This is a genomic window from Streptomyces sp. AK08-02 (assembly GCF_033795085.1).
GTDB classification, from domain to species: domain Bacteria; phylum Actinomycetota; class Actinomycetes; order Streptomycetales; family Streptomycetaceae; genus Streptomyces; species Streptomyces echiniscabiei.
On sequence record NZ_JARAZV010000012.1, the window covers coordinates 88,695 to 106,822 of the forward strand.

General features: G+C 69.9%; 15 protein-coding genes. 3 read left to right on the plus strand and 12 right to left on the minus strand.

Annotated elements, in window-relative coordinates; genetic code table 11:
* Positions 1 to 366 precede the first annotated feature (366 nt).
* Positions 367 to 1,938, minus strand: a complete 1,572-nt coding sequence (locus PV734_RS25145; protein WP_319292003.1) for a multicopper oxidase family protein — start codon at positions 1,936 to 1,938, stop codon at positions 367 to 369.
* Between the two features lie 227 nt (positions 1,939 to 2,165).
* The gene (locus PV734_RS25150) at positions 2,166 to 2,903 is read right to left on the minus strand and encodes an N-acetylmuramoyl-L-alanine amidase (protein ID WP_319292006.1); all 738 of its coding nucleotides are present in this window, start codon (positions 2,901 to 2,903) and stop codon (positions 2,166 to 2,168) included.
* 60 nt (positions 2,904 to 2,963) lie between these two features.
* On the opposite strand from PV734_RS25150, the gene mnmA reads away from it, so the two are divergent.
* On the plus strand, positions 2,964 to 4,088 hold the full coding sequence (gene mnmA, locus PV734_RS25155) for a tRNA 2-thiouridine(34) synthase MnmA (protein WP_319095005.1): 1,125 nt from the start codon (positions 2,964 to 2,966) through the stop codon (positions 4,086 to 4,088).
* A 28-nt stretch (positions 4,089 to 4,116) separates the two neighbouring features.
* Here mnmA and PV734_RS25160 read toward each other — a convergent pair whose 3' ends face one another.
* The 10 genes from PV734_RS25160 to PV734_RS25205 form a co-directional block, all read right to left on the minus strand.
* Positions 4,117 to 4,971 carry an FAH family protein gene (locus PV734_RS25160; protein WP_319292008.1) on the minus strand — a complete coding sequence of 285 codons (855 nt, stop codon included), beginning with the start codon at positions 4,969 to 4,971 and terminating at the stop codon, positions 4,117 to 4,119.
* On the minus strand, positions 4,968 to 6,206 hold the full coding sequence (locus PV734_RS25165) for a mandelate racemase/muconate lactonizing enzyme family protein (protein ID WP_319292011.1): 1,239 nt from the start codon (positions 6,204 to 6,206) through the stop codon (positions 4,968 to 4,970). Before PV734_RS25165 ends, PV734_RS25160 begins: the two co-directional genes overlap by 4 nt.
* Entirely contained in the window at positions 6,196 to 7,080 is an 885-nt protein-coding gene (locus tag PV734_RS25170; RefSeq protein WP_319095008.1) for an alpha/beta fold hydrolase, read from the minus strand. Before PV734_RS25170 ends, PV734_RS25165 begins: the two co-directional genes overlap by 11 nt.
* Entirely contained in the window at positions 7,077 to 8,759 is a 1,683-nt protein-coding gene (locus PV734_RS25175; protein WP_319095009.1) for a GH3 family domain-containing protein, read from the minus strand. Before PV734_RS25175 ends, PV734_RS25170 begins: the two co-directional genes overlap by 4 nt.
* Before the next feature lie 150 nt (positions 8,760 to 8,909).
* Positions 8,910 to 9,413: a flavin reductase family protein gene (locus tag PV734_RS25180; protein ID WP_319095010.1), complete on the minus strand. Its 504-nt coding sequence runs from the start codon at positions 9,411 to 9,413 to the stop codon at positions 8,910 to 8,912.
* Between the two features lie 92 nt (positions 9,414 to 9,505).
* Positions 9,506 to 10,615 (minus strand): LLM class flavin-dependent oxidoreductase, encoded by a 1,110-nt coding sequence (locus tag PV734_RS25185; protein ID WP_319292014.1) that lies wholly within the window; start codon positions 10,613 to 10,615, stop codon positions 9,506 to 9,508.
* Between the two features lie 45 nt (positions 10,616 to 10,660).
* On the minus strand, positions 10,661 to 11,986 hold the full coding sequence (locus PV734_RS25190; protein WP_319095011.1) for an ATP-grasp domain-containing protein: 1,326 nt from the start codon (positions 11,984 to 11,986) through the stop codon (positions 10,661 to 10,663).
* Entirely contained in the window at positions 11,983 to 13,380 is a 1,398-nt protein-coding gene (locus PV734_RS25195) for a PLP-dependent aminotransferase family protein (protein ID WP_319095012.1), read from the minus strand. The genes PV734_RS25190 and PV734_RS25195 overlap by 4 nt, the downstream gene beginning before the upstream one ends.
* Position 13,381: 1 nt before the next feature.
* Positions 13,382 to 13,720 carry a YciI family protein gene (locus PV734_RS25200; RefSeq protein WP_319095013.1) on the minus strand — a complete coding sequence of 113 codons (339 nt, stop codon included), beginning with the start codon at positions 13,718 to 13,720 and terminating at the stop codon, positions 13,382 to 13,384.
* An 81-nt stretch (positions 13,721 to 13,801) separates the two neighbouring features.
* On the minus strand, positions 13,802 to 14,548 hold the full coding sequence (locus PV734_RS25205; RefSeq protein ID WP_319095014.1) for an SDR family NAD(P)-dependent oxidoreductase: 747 nt from the start codon (positions 14,546 to 14,548) through the stop codon (positions 13,802 to 13,804).
* Between the two features lie 749 nt (positions 14,549 to 15,297).
* Here PV734_RS25205 and PV734_RS25210 point away from each other — a divergent pair.
* Both PV734_RS25210 and PV734_RS25215 read left to right on the plus strand, forming a co-directional pair.
* Entirely contained in the window at positions 15,298 to 16,575 is a 1,278-nt protein-coding gene (locus PV734_RS25210; RefSeq protein WP_319292017.1) for an MFS transporter, read from the plus strand.
* Positions 16,576 to 17,050: 475 nt separating this feature from the next.
* Positions 17,051 to 18,076, plus strand: coding sequence for a fatty acid desaturase (locus tag PV734_RS25215; RefSeq protein WP_319095016.1), 1,026 nt, complete (start codon positions 17,051 to 17,053; stop codon positions 18,074 to 18,076).
* Positions 18,077 to 18,128: the final 52 nt, after the last annotated feature.

The window sequence follows — 18,128 nt, forward strand, 5'->3', positions numbered from 1 at the left end:
CGGGGCCGCGCCCGTCCCCGCGCCCAGGACCGCGCCTGTGACCGGGGCCGTGCCCGAGACCGCGCCCGCGTCCAAGACCGCGCCTGTGACCGTGCCCGCGCCCAAGACCGCGCCAGTGACCGGGGCCGGGGGGCGTGCCCGTGCCCGGGATCGTGCCCGCGCCCGGGACCGCGCCTGTGCCTGTGACCGAAACCGCGCCCGCGCTCGGCACCGCGGCTGCGTCCCGGTACCCGTGCACCGGGACGGCGGCGGTTCCGGGCTCTGCGGCCGCCGGCCTGGCCCTCGCGCCGGCGGGGCGGAGGCCGCCGCCGGTGCTTTCGCCGCCGGCGGCGGCCCGCCCGGTGGGACCCGGGGCCGAGAGAGCGGCTAGCTCTCCGTGACCATCAGGGACGCCATCATGCCCTCGTCCTCGTGCTGCAGGAGATGGCAGTGAAGCATGTACATGTAGGTGTCGTCGGCGAAGTCGGTGAACTCCATGGCTATCTTGATCGAGCCGCCGCCGACCACTTCGTACGTGTCGTACCAGCCGAGTTCGACCCCGGTGGGAGTCGCCCCGTTGATCGCGACGAGCTGGTAGGGCACGTCGTGCAGGTGGAACGAGTGTTCCAGCTGGGAGGCGTTGGTTATCGTCCAGATCTCCTTGGCGCCCAGCGTGGTGCTGATCATGGCCATGCTGGCCATGCTGAGCCCGGCCGAACCGTTTATCTTCATCGTCGCGCCCGTGTTGCTGAGCGTGATGGTGCGGGCCGTGAAGCCGGATGTGTCGTACCGCTCGATGGTGTTGAGGCTGCTCGGCAGGTCGGCCGGGGTGTCGGTGCCGCCCGCGGCGACGGTGAGGAAGTCGTAGGTGCCCGAGCCGCCGCGGATCCAGCCGGTCGTGATGGTGACCTGGAGTGTGACGTCCTCGGTGACGTCCATGGTGAACTCGGCGCGGGCGCCGGCGACCAGCCGGATGGACTCCACCGTGGTCGCCGCCGTCAGATAGCCCTGGTCGGTGGCTATCTGGGTCAGTTTGCCGCCGTCGCTGCGCGTCAGGGTGATGATGTCCGACGGCGAGGCGTTGAGCGCCCGGAAGCGGTTGCGGGTCTTGGTGGCGCTGAAGGTGAGCGTGGTGTCGTCGACGTTGGTGCCGTTCACCAGCACCGGGTACTTGAGACCGGAGGTGAGGTATCCGGCCTGGTCGTACTTGATGTCGCCCGCGGCGGAGACGGCCAGGCACTGGAAGACGAGCGGGATGTCGTCGACGCCGTAGTCGCTGGGCAGGGCGGCGGAGGCGGTGGAGTCGTCCTCCACGATGATCATCCCGGCCAGTCCGTGGGTGGCCTGCTTGGCCGTGGTGCCCAGGGCGTGCGGGTGGTACCAGAGGGTCTTGGCCTCGTCCAGGACGGTGAAGGTGGGGGCCCAGGTACCCCCGGCGGCGAAGGCGTTCTGCGGGCCGCCGTCCATCGTCGGCGGGACGTGGGCGCCGTGGAAGTGGACGGTGGTTTCCTCGGTGAGGCTGTTGGTGATGTTCAGCAGGACCTTGTCGCCGGTGGTCCACTTCATGGTCGGGCCGAGGAACGACTGGTTGTAGCCGGCGGTGGTGCTGGTGACCCCGCTGATCACTTCGCTGGTGCCGCTCTTCGCCTCCAGGGTGAAGGTGGTGGTGCCGTCGGCGGTGCTGCCCTCCAGGAGGTCCGGGATGGGCAGTGAGGCCGTGTTCGTCGCCGCGCTGGCCTTGCGGCCGGCGTCGGTCAGCAGCCCGAAGGTCGCGCCCGCCGCCGCCACGGCGCCCAGGCCGACGCCGGCCATCCCGCCGAGGAACTTCCGCCGGTGGAGTCCCTTGCCGCTCCGGCTCTTCGCCCGGTTGCCGCTGCCGTCCCGCTCGCCCGACTCGTGGTCGGCGTCGAGCCGGGGTGCCGCGCCGGAGGTGGCATCTGTGTTGGGGTTCATGGTCATGGCTGTGGATCTTTGGGCTAAGCCCTATGTAAAGACTGGGGCGAAGATAGGAGCGAACCCAGGAGGCTGTGCGACTGCCGTGCCTGCCAACTCCCCTGTGGAAAGGCGAGGTTGGGGATCCGCAGGTCATCTTCGGCGCATGGGACACATCGGGCGGCCGACACACCCGAATTGCTCACGACATCGCGAAGGTGTGACTTTCGTCACAGGATTTTACGGGGGGGGGGTCAGGGAGTGGCCGCGGCCGCCTCTTCCACCAGCCGCAGGTACTTCTTCCAGTCCCATCCCGGCCCCGGATCTGTGTGGTCCGTACCCGGTACCTCCACATGCCCGATGATGTGTTCCCGGTCGACGGGTATGCCGTACCGCGCGCAGACCCTGGCCGTCAGCCGTGCCGAGGCGGCGTACATCGCGTCCGTGAAGTCCTCCGGCCGCTCCACGAAACCCGCGTGCTCGATGCCGACGCTCCGCTCGTTGTACTCACGGTTGCCCGCGTGGAACGCCACGTCCAGTTCGCGGATCATCTGCGTGATCCGGCCGTCCTCGCGGACGACGTAGTGCGCCGCCGCTCCGTGGCCCGGGTCCTGGAAGACCTTCACCGCGCTGGCGAAGCTGCCCTGCGTGACATGGATGATCACCCGGTCCACGTCGTAGTCGTCGGGCCGGTCCGCCATGCGCCAGTTCGCCGACGAGGCCGGCACCCAGCGCGCCCCCGCGAAGTCGACCTCGCCCTCCTTGCGCGGCTTCGACACCCCGGGCACCCGCCACCACAGATGCCTCAGCTCGTCGCGCGCGAGCACGCCCGTGGCGACGGCGGCCACCGCACCGCCGATGAGCAGGGCGCGCCGCCCGATCCGCCGGTCGCCGTCCCCCGGGGCCCGCCCGTGGCCCCCGCTCCGCGACTGCCGGGGGACGTCCCGCGCGAGACCGCGGTCCGTGTCCCGCCGGGCCTGTGTTTCCTCCATGTCAGCGTGAACGGATACTCGCGCGCCCCGGTTCCCGGCGCCCCGTACCCTTGAGGGGTTATGACTCACACCTCGCAGCAGCCCCTCCGCGTACTGGCCGCCATGTCCGGCGGCGTGGACTCCGCCGTAGCCGCCGCCCGCGCGGCGGAAGCCGGCCACGACGTGACGGGCGTCCACCTCGCCCTGTCCGCGAACCCGCAGTCCTTCCGTACGGGTGCGCGCGGCTGTTGCACCATCGAGGACTCCCGCGACGCCCGGCGCGCGGCCGACGTCATCGGCATCCCCTTCTACGTCTGGGACCTCGCCGAACGCTTCCGCGAGGACGTGGTGGACGACTTCGTCGCCGAGTACGAGGCGGGCCGCACACCCAACCCGTGTCTGCGCTGCAACGAGAAGATCAAGTTCGCCGCGCTCCTCGACAAGGCCCTCGCGCTCGGCTTCGACGCGGTCTGCACGGGCCACTACGCGCAGGTGATCGTCCTCGCGGACGGCACCCGTGAACTGCACCGCGCCTCCGACATGGCCAAGGACCAGTCGTACGTCCTCGGCGTGCTCGACGACCGGCAGCTCGCCCACGCGATGTTCCCCCTCGGCGACACCCTCACCACCAAGGACGAGATCCGCGCGGAGGCCGAGCGGCGCGGTCTCGCGGTCGCCAAGAAGCCCGACTCGCACGACATCTGCTTCATCGCCGACGGCGACACCCAGGGCTTCCTGGCGAACCGACTGGGCCGCGCCGAGGGCGACATCGTCGACGAGTCCGGCGCGAAGATCGGCTCGCACGAGGGCGCCTACGGCTTCACCATCGGCCAGCGCAAGGGCCTGCGCATCGGCACCCCGGCCGCCGACGGCAAGCCGCGCTACGTCCTCGACATCTCCCCGGTGAACAACACGGTGACGGTCGGCCCGGCCGCCGCCCTCGACGTCGACGCACTCACCGCGATCAGGCCGCGCTGGTGCGGAGCGGCCCCCACCGGGCCCGGCACCTACACCGCCCAACTGCGCGCCCACGGCGGCGAGACCGAGGTGACCGCCGAGTTGGTCGACGGCACCCTGGAGGTCACGTTCACCGAGCCCGTGCGCGGGGTGGCGCCGGGTCAGGCGATCGTCCTGTACGACGGCACACGCGTCGTCGGCTCGGCGACGATCGCCACGACCAACCGGGCCGCGGCGGGCGTGGGCTGAGCCGTCGCAGCAGCTGCCCGGTCCCGCCTCAGGCCCAGTGCAGGGGGTGGGACAGGGTCACCCCGTGGGTGGCGAAGTCGATCGTCACCCGGTCGCGGTCGGCCGTCGTGAACCCGTGGTGGAAGCTGCTGCGGTCCGCGCCGAGGTAGACGTAGTGCACGCGGCCGGGGTGCAGCAGTGACGCGTTCTCGAAGAGCCCGGCCGTCATGTCCCGCAGCCCGTAGTGCAGCGCCTTCACCCCGGTGGTGAAGGTTCCCCGCCAGGCCTCCTCCCCGTCCCGCTCGACCGTGACCCGCCCGGTGACCTGCTGCGGCGGGGTGCCCAGGAAGAGGTACGGGGCCACGCCCGCGTCGCAGAGCTTCGCGTACGACAGATGCCCCGCGTGCCGCTTGAACCGGCCGATGTCGGTGAGGTCGTTGCCGAAGGTGTACCCGGCGTACCTCGGAACGCCGTCCGCGTCGCCGACGTACACGAGGACGACCTCCGCCTCCTCGGTCACCGCGATCGCGTCCCGCGGCACGCGCAGCGGCTCCCCTGAGACCTTCAGGACCTCGCCCAGGCCCTTGAAGAACCAGTTGGGCTGGGTGGGCGCCCCCGAGTCCGCCTTCACGTTGTGGGTGGCCATGAACCCGCTGACCAGTGCGTCCCCGACCGACTCGGGCAGCAGCGGGGGCCGGAAGCGTACGTCCGTCACGGCTGCGGTCACCGGCTCGCGGCCCTCGGTCAGCGCGGCCAGCAGGGCCGGGGTGTCGCCGTCGGCGGCCAGGACCGCGGCGCGCGGGTCGGTGCCGGCGAGGGCGAACAGGGTGAGGACGGTGTCCTCGGGGGCGCCGTGCCCGATGTACCGCTCGCCCTCGTACTCGCATTCGAACAGGACCGTCATCGGGTGCTCTCCTCTAGTTCCGGTGCCAGGGTGGGTGCGGGGACGGCTGTGGACGCGGTGGGTGGGTGCCAGCCGTGGTCGGTCCAGGTCAGGGCCGTCCAGCGGGCCGCCTGTTCGGTCAGGACCAGGCCGAGGCCGGGGCCCTCGACGGGGGCGACGGTGTTGGTACGGCGGTCCACCAGCGGGCGGGGGGTCACGATCGAGTCGGTCTCGGCGAAGAAGCGGTCGGACTGGCCCGCCTCGACGGTCAGGGCGTCCGGGCTGCGCAGTGCCAGCGCCCGGCTCGCGTTGATCAGCGGTCCCGTCTCGGCGACCTGGACGCCGATCTGGAATCCCAGGCCCTCGGCACGGGCGTACTCGACGAGCCGGGCCGAGGCGAACAGCCCGCCGTTCTTGGACACCCGGACGTTCACCGCGTCGCACGCCCCGGCGGCCACGGCCTGTCGGGCGTCCGCCGCGGTGCACACCGACTCGTCGAGCAGGACGCGGACGCCCGTCGCGCGGCGCAGGGCGCGCAGATCGGCCCAGGAACGGCGGGGGAGCGGTTCCTCGACGAGGTCCATCCCTGCCTCGCGCAGTCGACGCGCGTAGGGCGCCGCCGTCTCCGGCGTCCAGCTCATGTTGGCGTCCACCATCACCGGTACGTCCGCGCCGAGCCGTCGCCTGATCGCGTCGACCGTGCGGACGTCCCGCTCGATGTCGTCGGATGCCTTCACCTTGACGAAGTGGAAGGGCCCGCGCGTGTCGAGGAACTCCTCGACGCCGATGCTCAGGTCCAGCACCTGGGAGACGGGGACGGACAGCGCCTCGGGGACACCCGGAAGCAGCAACTCGCCTATGGATACGCTCAACTGACGGCACAGCAGATCCAGTACAGCCGTCTCCAGCAGGCACACCAGGTTGGTGCCGGGGGCCATCCCCAGGGTGTGGGCGAACAGTTCGGGGAACGTCGACTCGAAGCCGACGGCACGGAGTCGGTCGGCGAGGTCAGCCGGTGGTGTCGTCCGCAGCCGGCCGAACAGGGCGTGCAGCGGGACGCGCCCGAGCGCCTCCGTGACGCTGTCGGTCGTCTCGCCGGTGACGTACGGGCGGGGCGCGCACTCCCCGATGCCGGACGCGTCGTCGACGCTCAGGCGCAGGACCAGGCTGTCGCTGGTGCGGCGGCGGGCCGCCGGGTGGTCGAAGCCGATGCGCATCGGCAGCGCCACCCGGTACAGCCGTGCCTCAGACGCCACGGTCCAGCCCCTGGAGCAGGGTGTGCGTGGAGGTCCAGTCGATCAGCGCGCGGCCGGTGTCCGTGTAGAAGAGGTAGTGCCGGTCGGTGGGGAACTGCACGGCCAGCCCGCGGTCGGAGAACAGGCCCTGGAAGACCGCGCGGGTCGCGTCGAGGTCGATGATGGGGTCGGTGAGCCCGGATACGAACGCGGCCGGTACGTCCGGGAGTTGAGGTCTGTCCGGGGCCAGATAGAGGCGTTCGAGGGCGAGCAGGACCGCGCGCGAACGGCGGGTGAGGGTCCGGGCGGCCAGGTCGTCGTTGTCGATGAACTCCTGGTAGCGGGGATCGTCCGTGAAGTCCGCCGACCGCAGCCCCGCGTCCCACGGCTCGGTACCGGTCTCGGCGGCCAGCGCCGCCCGCTCCTCGTCGTCGAGCACCGCGTGCAGCCGGCCCAGCCAGGTCGAGCAGAAGACGGTGGCGTCGTAGCGGACGGCGAAGTCGGGGTGGTGCAGGAGAGCCGCCAGGAAGGAGCCGCCGAGGCAGTGCCCGAACAGGGTCAACGGGACGTCGTCGCCGATCAGTTCACGGGTGTGGGTGATCGCGGCGACATAGTCCGCGACGATCGTGTCGACGTCCGGCACGTCGCGCCGTTCGCCGCCGCTGATGCCGCTGCCGCGCCGGTCCAGCACGAAGAACGCGATGTCGTTGTCGGCGAACTGCGGCCCCACCTCCCACAGCCAGCCCGCGTGGGACTGCAGCCCGTGGAAGTAGAACACCGCGCCCTTCGTCTCCCCGCGTGGCCGCCACAGATGCAGCGCGAGGTCGACGTCGTCCACGGAGAGCGTGATGATCTCGCGACGCACGTCCTGCGGCGGCCTCTTGGTCTCGATCACCGGGGTACTCCCGCCCCGCCGACCAGGTCGGCGACGAAATCGGTGTCCTTCTGGAAGGGGCTGTACTTGTACTGGGTGGCGTTGCCGCGCTGGCGCCGGGACTCGGTGTACGCGGCGATGGTGTCGGGGCCCACGGTGTGGAACCGCAGCGGGCCGAGGCGTCCGCTGGTGCGCTTGCTCGCGTACTCGATGTTGACGGTGGCGAGCGCACGGTCCACGGCGTCGGACAGACGGTGGTCCAACTCGGCGCCGGGGCGAGGGACTTCACCGACCATGACGTAGTGCGGGGGCTCGGCCCAGCGGGGCCCGCAGAGATAGAGGCCGCCCTCCAGGCCGTATGCGGCCAGCGCCTGTTCTATCGCCTCGGTGACCTGGGCCTCGGTGATCTTCTCCCCGGTGAAGGAGTGGAAGACGCCGTCGCGGTGCACGAAACGGATCCACGGGACGCCGTCCCGGACCGCCTCCACGCGGTAGATGTCGCCACTCCAGAGCCGGTAGAGGCCGTTGCCCTGCGTCATGATCAGGTGGTAGTCGCGGCCCGCCTCGACCTCGTCGAACAGCAGCGTGTCGATGTGCTCGCCCGCGTCCAGCAGCCTGCCCAGCTCCACCTCCGCCGGCACGAACTCGAAGAACGCCTGGTTGACCGCGAGCGGTTGGCTGTCCAGGGAGTGGTCGACGGGGAGTGTGGTGACGCCCTCCGTGCCGCAGCTCATGAACGGCATCGCGCGCGCCCCGGGCATCACCGCGTCCAGCTTCGACCGGTAGAGCCCGGCGGAGGACGACAGCCAGCAGCTGTACGCGCCGAGCGAGGGCCACACGTCGGTGAGGGTGAACTCGCCCTGGTCCAGGACCGATCGCAGGTGCCGGGCGGCCGACGGGTCGGGCTCCGCGTACGGTCGGCCCGCCAGCGTGCCGGCGTCCAGGTCACGGACCAGGTCGGGGCCGTGCTCGGCGATCAGGTCGCGCAGCGAGATCAGGGTGCTCGGGTTGATCGCCGACACGAACTCCAGCCGGTGGCCCACGAGATGGCGGATCCGGTGGTACATCCGCCCCGCGTGCGAGGAGGGTGCCTCCAGGCCGAACCAGGGGGCCGCCGCCCAGGGTGGGTTCCAGTCCCGGCTGTTGATGCGCGGGTGCCGGTTGCTGATCGCCTGGTACTGGACCCCGTAGAGGAAGTCGTCGACGTTCTCGTGGACGGTCTGGGTGTCCAGGGTGGCGTGCGGATGGTCGAGGATCGCGGGGTGGAGGTCCAGGTAGGTGCCCCACATCGCCTGCATCGCCGGAATCCGGTACGTCAGCAGCCAGTGCAGGGTGTACGGGACCCGCTTGGGCGCCCCGGTCGTGCCGCTGGTCTTCAGCCAGCGCAGGACCGGGCTGCACGACAGGACGCCGCCCTTGGTCCTGGTCTCGCGGTCGATCTCGGGCACGAAGTCGTCGTAGCGCCGGACCGGGAGGACGTCCCGGAAGCTCTTGGCGTCCGGTTCGACGGTGTCGTAGCCGCGCTCCTTCCAGTGGAGGGAGTCACGGCACACCTCGACGATGTCCGTGAGGACCCGTCTCTGGGCCGCCGCCGGGTCCCCGAGGTCGGCCAGCAGCGCCGCGCGGGCTTGTCGGCACTCCTCCTGGAAGGGGACTCGACGGGTGTTCCAGTGCTCTTCCCAGTGCTGCGAACCGCCCACGGCTTCAGCAACTCCCTCAGCTTGTTGGCTAGCTTCGACCTGAAATGCCACCGGTGGCGGCGATGGAGGGCGCAGCCCCCAGAGGGGCGCGGGGAACTGCGCGACGAGCCACGACGGCGCCGCGGCACACTGACAACACCTCGCGCACGTTCACGCCGCCAGCCCGCGGAAGCGCCCCGCGTGGAAGACCAGGGGCGCTGCCGCGCCCGACAGCGCACCCTCGGTGGCGGAGGCGACGACCAGTTCGTGGTCGCCCGCCGGATGGATCACGGAGATCTCGCAGTCGAGCCAGCCGAGCGCTCCGGCCGGCACGGGATGACCGGCCGGGGTGTACGCCCACTCCCGGCCGGAGAAACGATCCGCCCCGCGTTCGCTGAACAGCCTGCACAGCTCCGCGTGGCCCTCGCCGAGGATGCTGACCGCGAACCGCCCGGTCGCACGGACCCCGGGCCAGCTGGTCGAGGACCGGCCGGCGCACAGGGCGACGAGCGGCGGCTCCAGCGAGACGGACGTGAACGAGTTGACCGCCATGCCCACCGGGCCGTGCGCCGCGTTCGCGGTGACGAGCACGACGCCGGTGGCGAAGCGGCCGAGAATGTCGCGGAACGAGCGCTGGTCCAGGGGTGCGGATACCGGCGCGGTCTGTTCCAGCATGCGATGCCTTCCCCTCGGTCAGGACCTGGGTGACGGTGGCCTCGAACGGCGCCCGTGGCAACCGGGGTCGGTCCCCACGGGCGCCGGCCGGACTACTGGCTCCGGCGCGAGATCGCCCAGTCGACGGCCTCCTGAGGGCGTGCGGCGGCACCGGTGATCCGTGGCGCCACCTGCCGGGCGAGCAGTTCCAGACTGCGGTTGGTGTTCTCGTACGAGGTCCAGTCGGCGACGTACACGAGCAGCGAGCCGAAGCCGCCGGTCGCCTCCTGGATCCGGCGGACGCCCTCCACGACGTCGTCGACCGAGCCGACCAGCGCGCCGCCCGCCTCCACCCGGGCCTCCAGGGCGGTTTCCCGGGAGGCGCCGGGCGCCAGGACGGCCCGGCCGGCCGCCTTGCCGAAGTACTCGAAGAGCCAGCGGTCGTAACCCTCGCGGACCTCGGCGAAGGCCTGCTCACGGGTCTCCGCGACATGCACCGGCAGAGCGACGCGCCAGTCCTCGCGGCGCAGCGTCTGCCCGTACTCGTCGGCCGCCTCCTCGGCGTGCTTCCACTGCTGGGCCAGGCCCATGTGCTCCGGGGCGCCCGGCGTCAGCAGCGCGAAGGGCAGCGCGAAGGAGGTCATGCTCAGCCCGTACCGGCCGATCAGCCGGGGACTGGTCACCGAGGTGCCCGAGGTGGCCACCGCGACCTCGATCGGACCGGGTCCGAAGCGGGGCAACTGGAGCTTGGCGTCGACCAGTTCGTACCAGTCGGTCTTCTGCGTCACCCGCTCCTCGCCGTTGACGAGTTCGAGGAGGGTCGGCAGCGCCTCGTCGAGCCGCTTGCGCTGCTCCTTGCCGTCCAGGCCGAACATCGTGGCGTCGAACGGCACACCGGGCCCGACGCCCAGGATGTAGCGGCCCCGGGTGAGGTGGTGCAGATGGACGGCACGGCTGGCCACATGGAAGGGGTGGTGGCCGGAGAGCGGGACCACCCCGTGGGCCAGTCTGATCTGCCGGGTGCGCTGGCTCGCGGCGGCGATCAGGGTCTCCGGGGCGCCGACCAGGCCCCAGCCGAGCGTGTGGTGCTCGCCGAACCAGGCCTCGTCGAAGTTGAGCCGGTCGGCCAGTTCGACGAGGTCGAGGTTGCGGTGGATGGCCAGATGGGGGTCCTGGCCCGTCTCGTGAACGGGCGAGAGAAAGAGACCGATACGGCTGTGCACTGCTTTCCTCCAGAGAGGGTGGGGGGCGCGGTGGTCTGGTTGCCGTCAACTCACCTGATAGACCGCGTCCTTGAGGGCGCGGGCGCGCTCGTAGTCAGCGGTGAGCAGGGCTTCGTCGGAAGAGGTCAGATAAATCCGCAGGGCGGCCGTCATCAGGTCGTTCGTGGGGCGGATGCGGGAGCCGGGCTTGTACTTGACCGCGGTGACGACCGTGCTCGGCAGCGCGTCGATCGCCGCCACGGCCTCCCGGTCGACGGCCGACACGACCCCGTCCAGGGCGGTGGGCGCGTTGTAGGTGTAGGCGGACTGGAGCTTGCGGTAGACCCCGCCGCCGTACGTCCGGACGAACTCCGCCGGGCGGATGTACGCCAGCGCGGCCAGCCCCGCCTGGTTGTGGCCCAGGCACAGGTCCTGGAAGGCCGGGTTCAGGTTGCCGTTGAGGCGGGTGGCGATCTCCACCAGCACCGGGCCCTCGTCCGTGACGATGACCTCCGCGTGCGTCGGCCCCCAGCGCACGTCGAGCGCCGCGAGGACGTCGGTGACATATGCGATCAGAGCCGGCACCGGGTCGGCGTCCGGCGCGACGAGGATGTCCCGGTTGTAGATGTTGCGGCCGGTCGGCAGCAGCGTCTTCTCGTACTCCCAGACCCCGCACACGTACTGGTGGCCGTCGGCACTGACGGTGTCGACGATGTACTCGGTGCCCTTGAGGTACGACTGGACCAGCGCCTCCGTGTTGGCGTTGCCGAAGATGGTCCGGCCGGCCAACACGCTCTCGGCGGCGGTACGCGTCTCCCCGGCGTCCTGGCACACGAAGACCGCGTCGGAGCCGGCGGAGTCCAGCGGCTTCACGACCACCGGCCAACGCCCCTGGTCCTCGGCCCACTTGACGATCAGCGAGGCGTCGTCGCTCTTGAACTGGTCGGCGCAGCGCACCCCGGCCCGGCGCAGTGCCTCGATCATCTCGTACTTGTCCCGGCGGGCCGGGGAGAGCGCGGTGCCGTTGGACTTCACCCCGAGCGCCTCGCTGAGCCGGTCGGCGGCCTGGACCGCCGACTCCTGGCCGGGCACCACGGCGGCCGGCGCGTGCGCGCGCAGCAGCTCGGTGAGTTCGGCCTCGTCGGTGCTCACGAGGTTGCTCTCGTACGCGGTCAGATCGGGCGCGAGCATCGTGGGGATCAGCTCGGCCGTGGTCTGCGCGTGGATCACCCGGGCGCCGAGGGCGGCGAACGCGGCGGGGTAGAAGTTGCCGGCCGAGTAGCCGTCGACGACCACGGCGACGGCACCGGTGCCGGCCGCCTCGGTGCCGTCAACGGACGCTGCGGGTACGGAGGTTGGGGTCGGGGAAGCGGGAGTCTCGGAGACGCTCATGCCTGTCCTTCGGGTGTTTCGGGTATCTCGTGGGGAACTGACGCGACAAAGCGTGCCAGCCTGGCGATGCCTTCCCGAATCGCGTCGGGAGCGAGGTTGCTGAAGCCGAGCCGGATCTCGCGGTCGCCGCCGCCTTCGAGGTAGAACATGCTCATCGGCGCCCAACTGACCCCGAAATCACGGGCGGAGCGTTCCATGGCCGTCAGGTCGGCGGTGAACGGCACCTTCAGGGTCAGGAAGAAGCCACCACGCGGGGTGTTCCAGCTGACGCCGTGGTCGCCGTCCGGCGGGAACTCCTCGGCCAGCGCCGCCAGCACCGCGTCCAGCCGCTCCAGATACACGGCCGCCAACTCCCGTGTCGCGGACCGCAGATCGTAGCCCTGCTCGACCAGGAAGCCGCCGATCACGGCCTGCGAGAGGGTGGAGGAGCCGACGCTGTACATCGCCTTCGCCTTGGACAGGGTCTGGGCCAGCGTCCGCGTGGTGCCACCGGCGTCGGTGACCTCCTGGTCGGCGACCAGATAGCCGAGCCGGGCCCCGGGGAACGCCGACTTCGCGAACGAGCCGAGGTACAGCACCCGGCCACGCGCGTCCAGGGACTTCAGGGTGGGCATCGACTCGCCGTCCCGCGCGAACAGCCCGTAGGGGTTGTCCTCCAGGATCAGGAAGTCCTCCTCGGCGGCGACCTCCAGCAGCCTCTCCCGTGCCGCGAGCGGCAGTACCGTCCCCGACGGGTTGGAGAAGTCCGGCACCAGGTAGAGGGCGGCCGGCCGCCTGCCCTCGGCGCGCACGGCACGGGCGGCGGCACGCACCGTCTCCGGGTCGAGACCCTGGGGACCCTCCAGAACGCCCCGTACGGGGATGTCCAGCATCCTGGCCGCGCCGAGAATGCCGACATACGCCGGGGACACCGACAGCAGGACGTCGTCGGGGGAGGCGAACAGGCCGCGCAGGGCGACCAGGGCCGCCTCCTGGAAACCGTGGGTGATCATGATCGCCTCGGCCGGGACGTCGATGCCCTCGTCCTGCTTCAGCATCAGGGCGACCTCGTCCTGGATCAGGCCGTTGACGGGCCCGTACTGGAACAGCAGCCGGGTGATGCGCTGTTCCGGGACGCCCTTGTCGCGCAGATGCTTGATATAGCGCTCGGTGTAGAAGGTGAGATTGGCCAGATCATGGTTTCCGTCGTAGGGCGCTCCCGAGGAGAATGAGAGCGCGTCGGGGAAACGCAGCGCCGTCTCACTGAGGATGCGCATGGAGTCCATGGCCGGATCGACGATTCCCGCGTGCAGGGAGTCGAGGGCGAAGGACACCGGGGCACCGGGCTCCGCGCTTTCCCGGGCGTTGTTCTCTGCGGTTTCAGCTGTTTCTGTGTTCTCGGTCGCGAGGGTCATATCAGCGGGCTCCCTCAACGGCCGGAACTTCCCCTGACCGGTTTTCCGGCGTGTTCAACGCGGCGATCCAACTTCCTTTTCCTGGCGCCCATTCCTGAATTCGCGTCCGGGCCACCAGGCCACCCTTGACATAGGGCTCCTCGTCGAGAACGCGCTGCAGTTCCTCGCGGGACTCCACCTCGTACACGAGCAGTCCGGAGTTCTCACCGACAAGGGGTCCGCCGAGCAGCAGGACACCGTTGTCGGCCAGCCGGTAGAGGTTCTCCGCATGCGCCGGATGCAGGCCCTGGCGGCCGGCCCGGTCGACGTTGTACTCGAATTCGACGACAAACTTCGCCACACCCAGCTCCTTGCAGTGAGAATCAGGCCGACGCGCGTAGCGCGATGCGCGGGGTAGGTCACGGACCCGCCCGCGAGCGGGTCACATGTAGAGGCCGCCATTGATGTCGATCACGGATCCGGTCGAGTAGCCGGCGCTCTCGGAACACAGGTGCAGCACACTGCCGACGGCCTCGGCCACCGTGCCGTAGCGCCCCATGGGCAGCCGTCCGAGGACGTCCTTCTTCGACTCCTCGGTACGGCGTTCGAAGGCGCCGGCGACCCGGTCGGTGGCGATCGGCCCGTGGGCGACCACGTTCGCGACCACACCGGAACCGGCCAGTTCGTACGCCAGCTGCTTGGTCATACCGATCACGGCCGCCTTCGCGCCGACGTACGCGGCGTTGTTGAAGTGGCTGTACGTCCGCCCGCCCGCCGAGGCGAAGTTGACGATCCGGCCGTAGCCGTCCTCGGCCATCCGGGGCGCGCAGACCTTGATCGCGATCCAGGTGCTGATCACGTTCTCCAGATGGGTCTGTTCGAAATGGCTGCGGTCGAGATCCGCGTAACCGATGACCCGGGTGTCGCCACCGACGCCGTTCACCAGGACCGACGGCGCGTGCCGGGCGACGATCTCCGTCAACTGCCGCTCGGCGGCCGGGATGTCGGTGATGTCACCGACGACCGCCTCGGTCTTGGTCACATGGGCGAGCTCATCGGCGAGGCGGGTGACGGTCTCCTCGTTCCTGTCGAAGAGGACGAGTGAGTTGCCTTCCTTCGCGAGACCTCTGGCCACCTCGGAGAGAATTCCCCCGGCGGCACCGATCAAGAGCGCGGTACGAGCAGTCACGTTGCTTTTCACCCAAACTTTACTTAAGTCGGCGGCCCTGAACGAGCAGGGCCCTGGTGAGGGAAGCCCGGTAGAACGCCACGCCAATCGGCCCGAATCGTCATCGGGCTGAAAGTGGCGATGGTGTGTGTTGTGTGGCAGACGTGGTGTGCGGTGTCGCAAGTACGGGTCGCGGTGACGCTCCGACGTACGCAACAAACTGGCACAGAAGGGTGGCCGCCCCCTCGGCACCTCCCAGAGGCTCACATCTGACTTCGGTCGTTGTCAACGATTTTCGGAAATTCCGTTGCCCGCTTGCCGTGACACACGGAAACCGGACACCCTTGCGCTCGGACCGCACCCACCGGGTAGTGTCCTTTGGTCGTCCGGGCACTTCGGAAGTATGGTGCAGCGTTCGCCCAACTACTGTGAACAGTCGATGAAATGGTGTCGGGAACCTGGGAAGCGAACCGGTTCAGGCGCCATCCTCAAGGGGTGGTCTTCGGCCATCCGGAAGAGGAAGAAGCGGATCGGGGGCAAGAGTGAGCAATCTTCTGGCGGGTGCTTTCCGGCCAAGACGGTATGGAATTGCGCCTTTCTGTTGGAGTGCGGCTGATCCACCGGCCGACCTCGCCGATCCGGCCGGACGACGGCCGGCGCACAGGCCGAACCCGCCGCGCCCGTAGGCCCCCGGGAGCCCCCCACCTGCTCCCGCCCCGCCGTGCGCCCTCCCCCCTCCGCTTTCACCGACCCCACCGGACGAACGGATCATGCGACCCGACTCCCCTTGGCGGACAGCCGACTTCCGCACGCTGTTCACCGCCTCCGCGCTCAGTCAGCTGGGCAGCAACGTCAGTTACGTCGCCGTACCCCTGGTCGCCGTGGCCGCGCTGGACGCCGGGCCGGGCCAGGTCGGCGCCCTCGCCACCCTCAGCACGATCGCCTTCCTGGTCATCGGCCTGCCGGCCGGTGCCTGGGTGGACCGGCTCAGCCATCGCCGGGTACTGATCGCCGCCGACCTGTGCCGCGCCCTGCTCTACGCCTCCGTGCCGCTGGCCTGGTGGCTGGACGCGCTCACCCTGGGCCAGCTCTACGCGGTCGTCCTGCTCAGCGGCTGCGCGACGGTGTTCTTCGACGTGGGTTCACAGAGCGTGCTGCCCCAACTGGTCGGCAAAGAAGCGCTGGTTCAGGCCAACGCGGACATCAACACGCTGATCGCCGCGGGCAACGTACTGGGCCGCAGCGCGGGCGGTGGACTCGTCTCGCTGCTCAGCGCACCCGCGGCCGTGCTGGTGTCGGCCGGTACCTATCTGGCCTCCGGGCTCGGACTCATCGCGATCCGGCGAACTCCGCCGTCCAGCAGGGCGAAAAACGGGGCGGGCAACCGGCTCCGTACCCAGATCGCCGAGGGCGTACGGCATGTCTTCGGCAACCCGGAGCTACGGGCGCTGGTGCTCACCGCGGCCCTGGCCAACCTCGGCTCCGCCGTCATCAACACCATGCTGCCGATCTGGTTCGTCCGTGAACTCGGGCTGCCCGGTGCCGCGTTGGGTCTGTTCTGGGGAGCCGGCGGAATCGGTCTGCTGATCGGCGCCCGCACCGCGCGGCCCATCGCCGCCCGGCTGGGATTCGGCCGCACGCTCGGTCTGGCCGGGGTGTGTCTGGCTCCGGCGGGGCTGCTCGTGCCGCTGGTCGACCGGGGGCCGTGGCTGTATCTCGCGGGCGCCGGATGGTGTTTGGCCATGTTCAAGGTGGGCATGGACAACGTGCTCGGAGTCAGCCTGCGGCAGCGGATGACCCCCGGCTCGCTGCTCGGCCGGATGAATGCGACGTTCCGGTTCCTGCTGACGGGCGCCCTGGCGGTCGGTGCCGCGGTCTCCGGTGTCCTCGGTGAACTCGTCGGAGTCCAGGCCACGTTGTGGGTGGGCGGCGTCTTCGTGTCGACGGCCTTCCTGCCCGTCTTCCTCTCCCCGGTCAGGGTCCGCAGGGTCCTGCCCGACCCCGTTCCCGAGCCGGAACCACCCCGTACCCAGGACGCGCCCGCCTAGCTCGCGTGAATTCGCGTGCGGGCGCGCATTCCTGCGGTTTCCGCGCCCGACCGCCCGGCGGGATCGCACTATTCCCGACCGGAATTCGGCCGGAAATCAGCCCACCGTTCGATCGGTAATCGGTCGGGTTCCGTCCTGTTTACCTGTAAAAGGTTGACCCTGCAGGTCACCGCCTGTCAGGATCGACCACGCACCCAGTCACAGACCTTTCGTGTGCCGATATTCCGAGTGCCCGACCGGGCGATCGAATACCAGGCACCTCAGATCCCTGACCTAGAGGAGTGCGATGGCAGCCATCGACAGTGGCTACCGGACCCAAGGCATTGCGGATTATTCGGATCCTCGCGAAACCATGCGCGCCCTGCCCCGGTTCACCCAGTACCCACTCACCCTTTTCACCGGGAAGGCCCTGGCCGGCCAGCGTCCCATATCCTGGTGGACGCCAGGATTTCACCTTCTGACGGCTTATCTCTCCATGGCACTCGGCGTCGTCGCCGGCTGCGCCGGACTCGCTCTGGGCGGCGCCTGGCTGCTGCTGGTGCCGGCGGGCTGGGCCGTCACCCTGCACGGCATGCGCAACCTGCGCATGATGGTCTACCACCAGTGCTCCCACCGGAACATGTACCGAAGACGACGCCTGGACACCGCGATAGGCCGGCTCACCTCCAGCGTGCTGGTCATCCAGAACTTCGTCCGCTACAGCCGCGAGCACGTCAGCGACCACCACGCCGCCCACCACATGACCCTGCGCGACCCCACCGTCCAGGCCTTCCTGGTCAGCCTGAACCTGCACCCCGGGATGACCCGGCGGCAGATGTGGCGGCGCGTCCTCGGCCGACTGGTGTCGCCCTGGTTCCACCTGAACTTCCTGGTGGCACGCGCCCGTTCGTTCTGGCACGGCTCGGCGCGGGCCGAGAAGGCGACCTTCCTGGCCCTCTACCCGACCGTGATCGCGGCCACCGTCCTGACCGGGACCTGGCAGACCCTGCTGATCGTCTGGTTCGTTCCGCTGATCCCGCTCTTCCAGATCAGCAACACCCTGCGGCTGTGCGTCAAGCACACCTTCCCGGCCCGTGACCTCACCGTCCGGCGCGGCAAGGAGTACTTCGGCGGCCTCACCAACGCCATCTTCATCGGCGAGGCGGCACCCGCTCCCGGACTGCCGCCACTGCGCCGGGCGGCCGGCTGGGGGCGATGGTCCCTGCGCATGCTGTTCGTGCACGCGCCGGCGCGCTACCTCGTCCTCACCGGCGACACGGTGGTCCACGACTTCCATCACCGGTATCCGTCCACCCACCAGTGGGCGAACTACATCTTCGAACGCCAGGCGGACCTGGAAAAGGGCAGCCCCGGCTGGCCGCCCTATACGCATGCCTGGGGTCTCGTACCCGCGATCAACCGGGTGTTCGACTCGCTCTCCGTCGCCGATCCGGAGGAATTCAGTGTCGCGAGACTGCGCTCGGTCAGCAAACGGGAACTGTTCGCCGCATTCGACGACTGAATGCACGTGGTGACCGTGACCGATCCGGTCGACATTCGTCCCAAGATTCCGT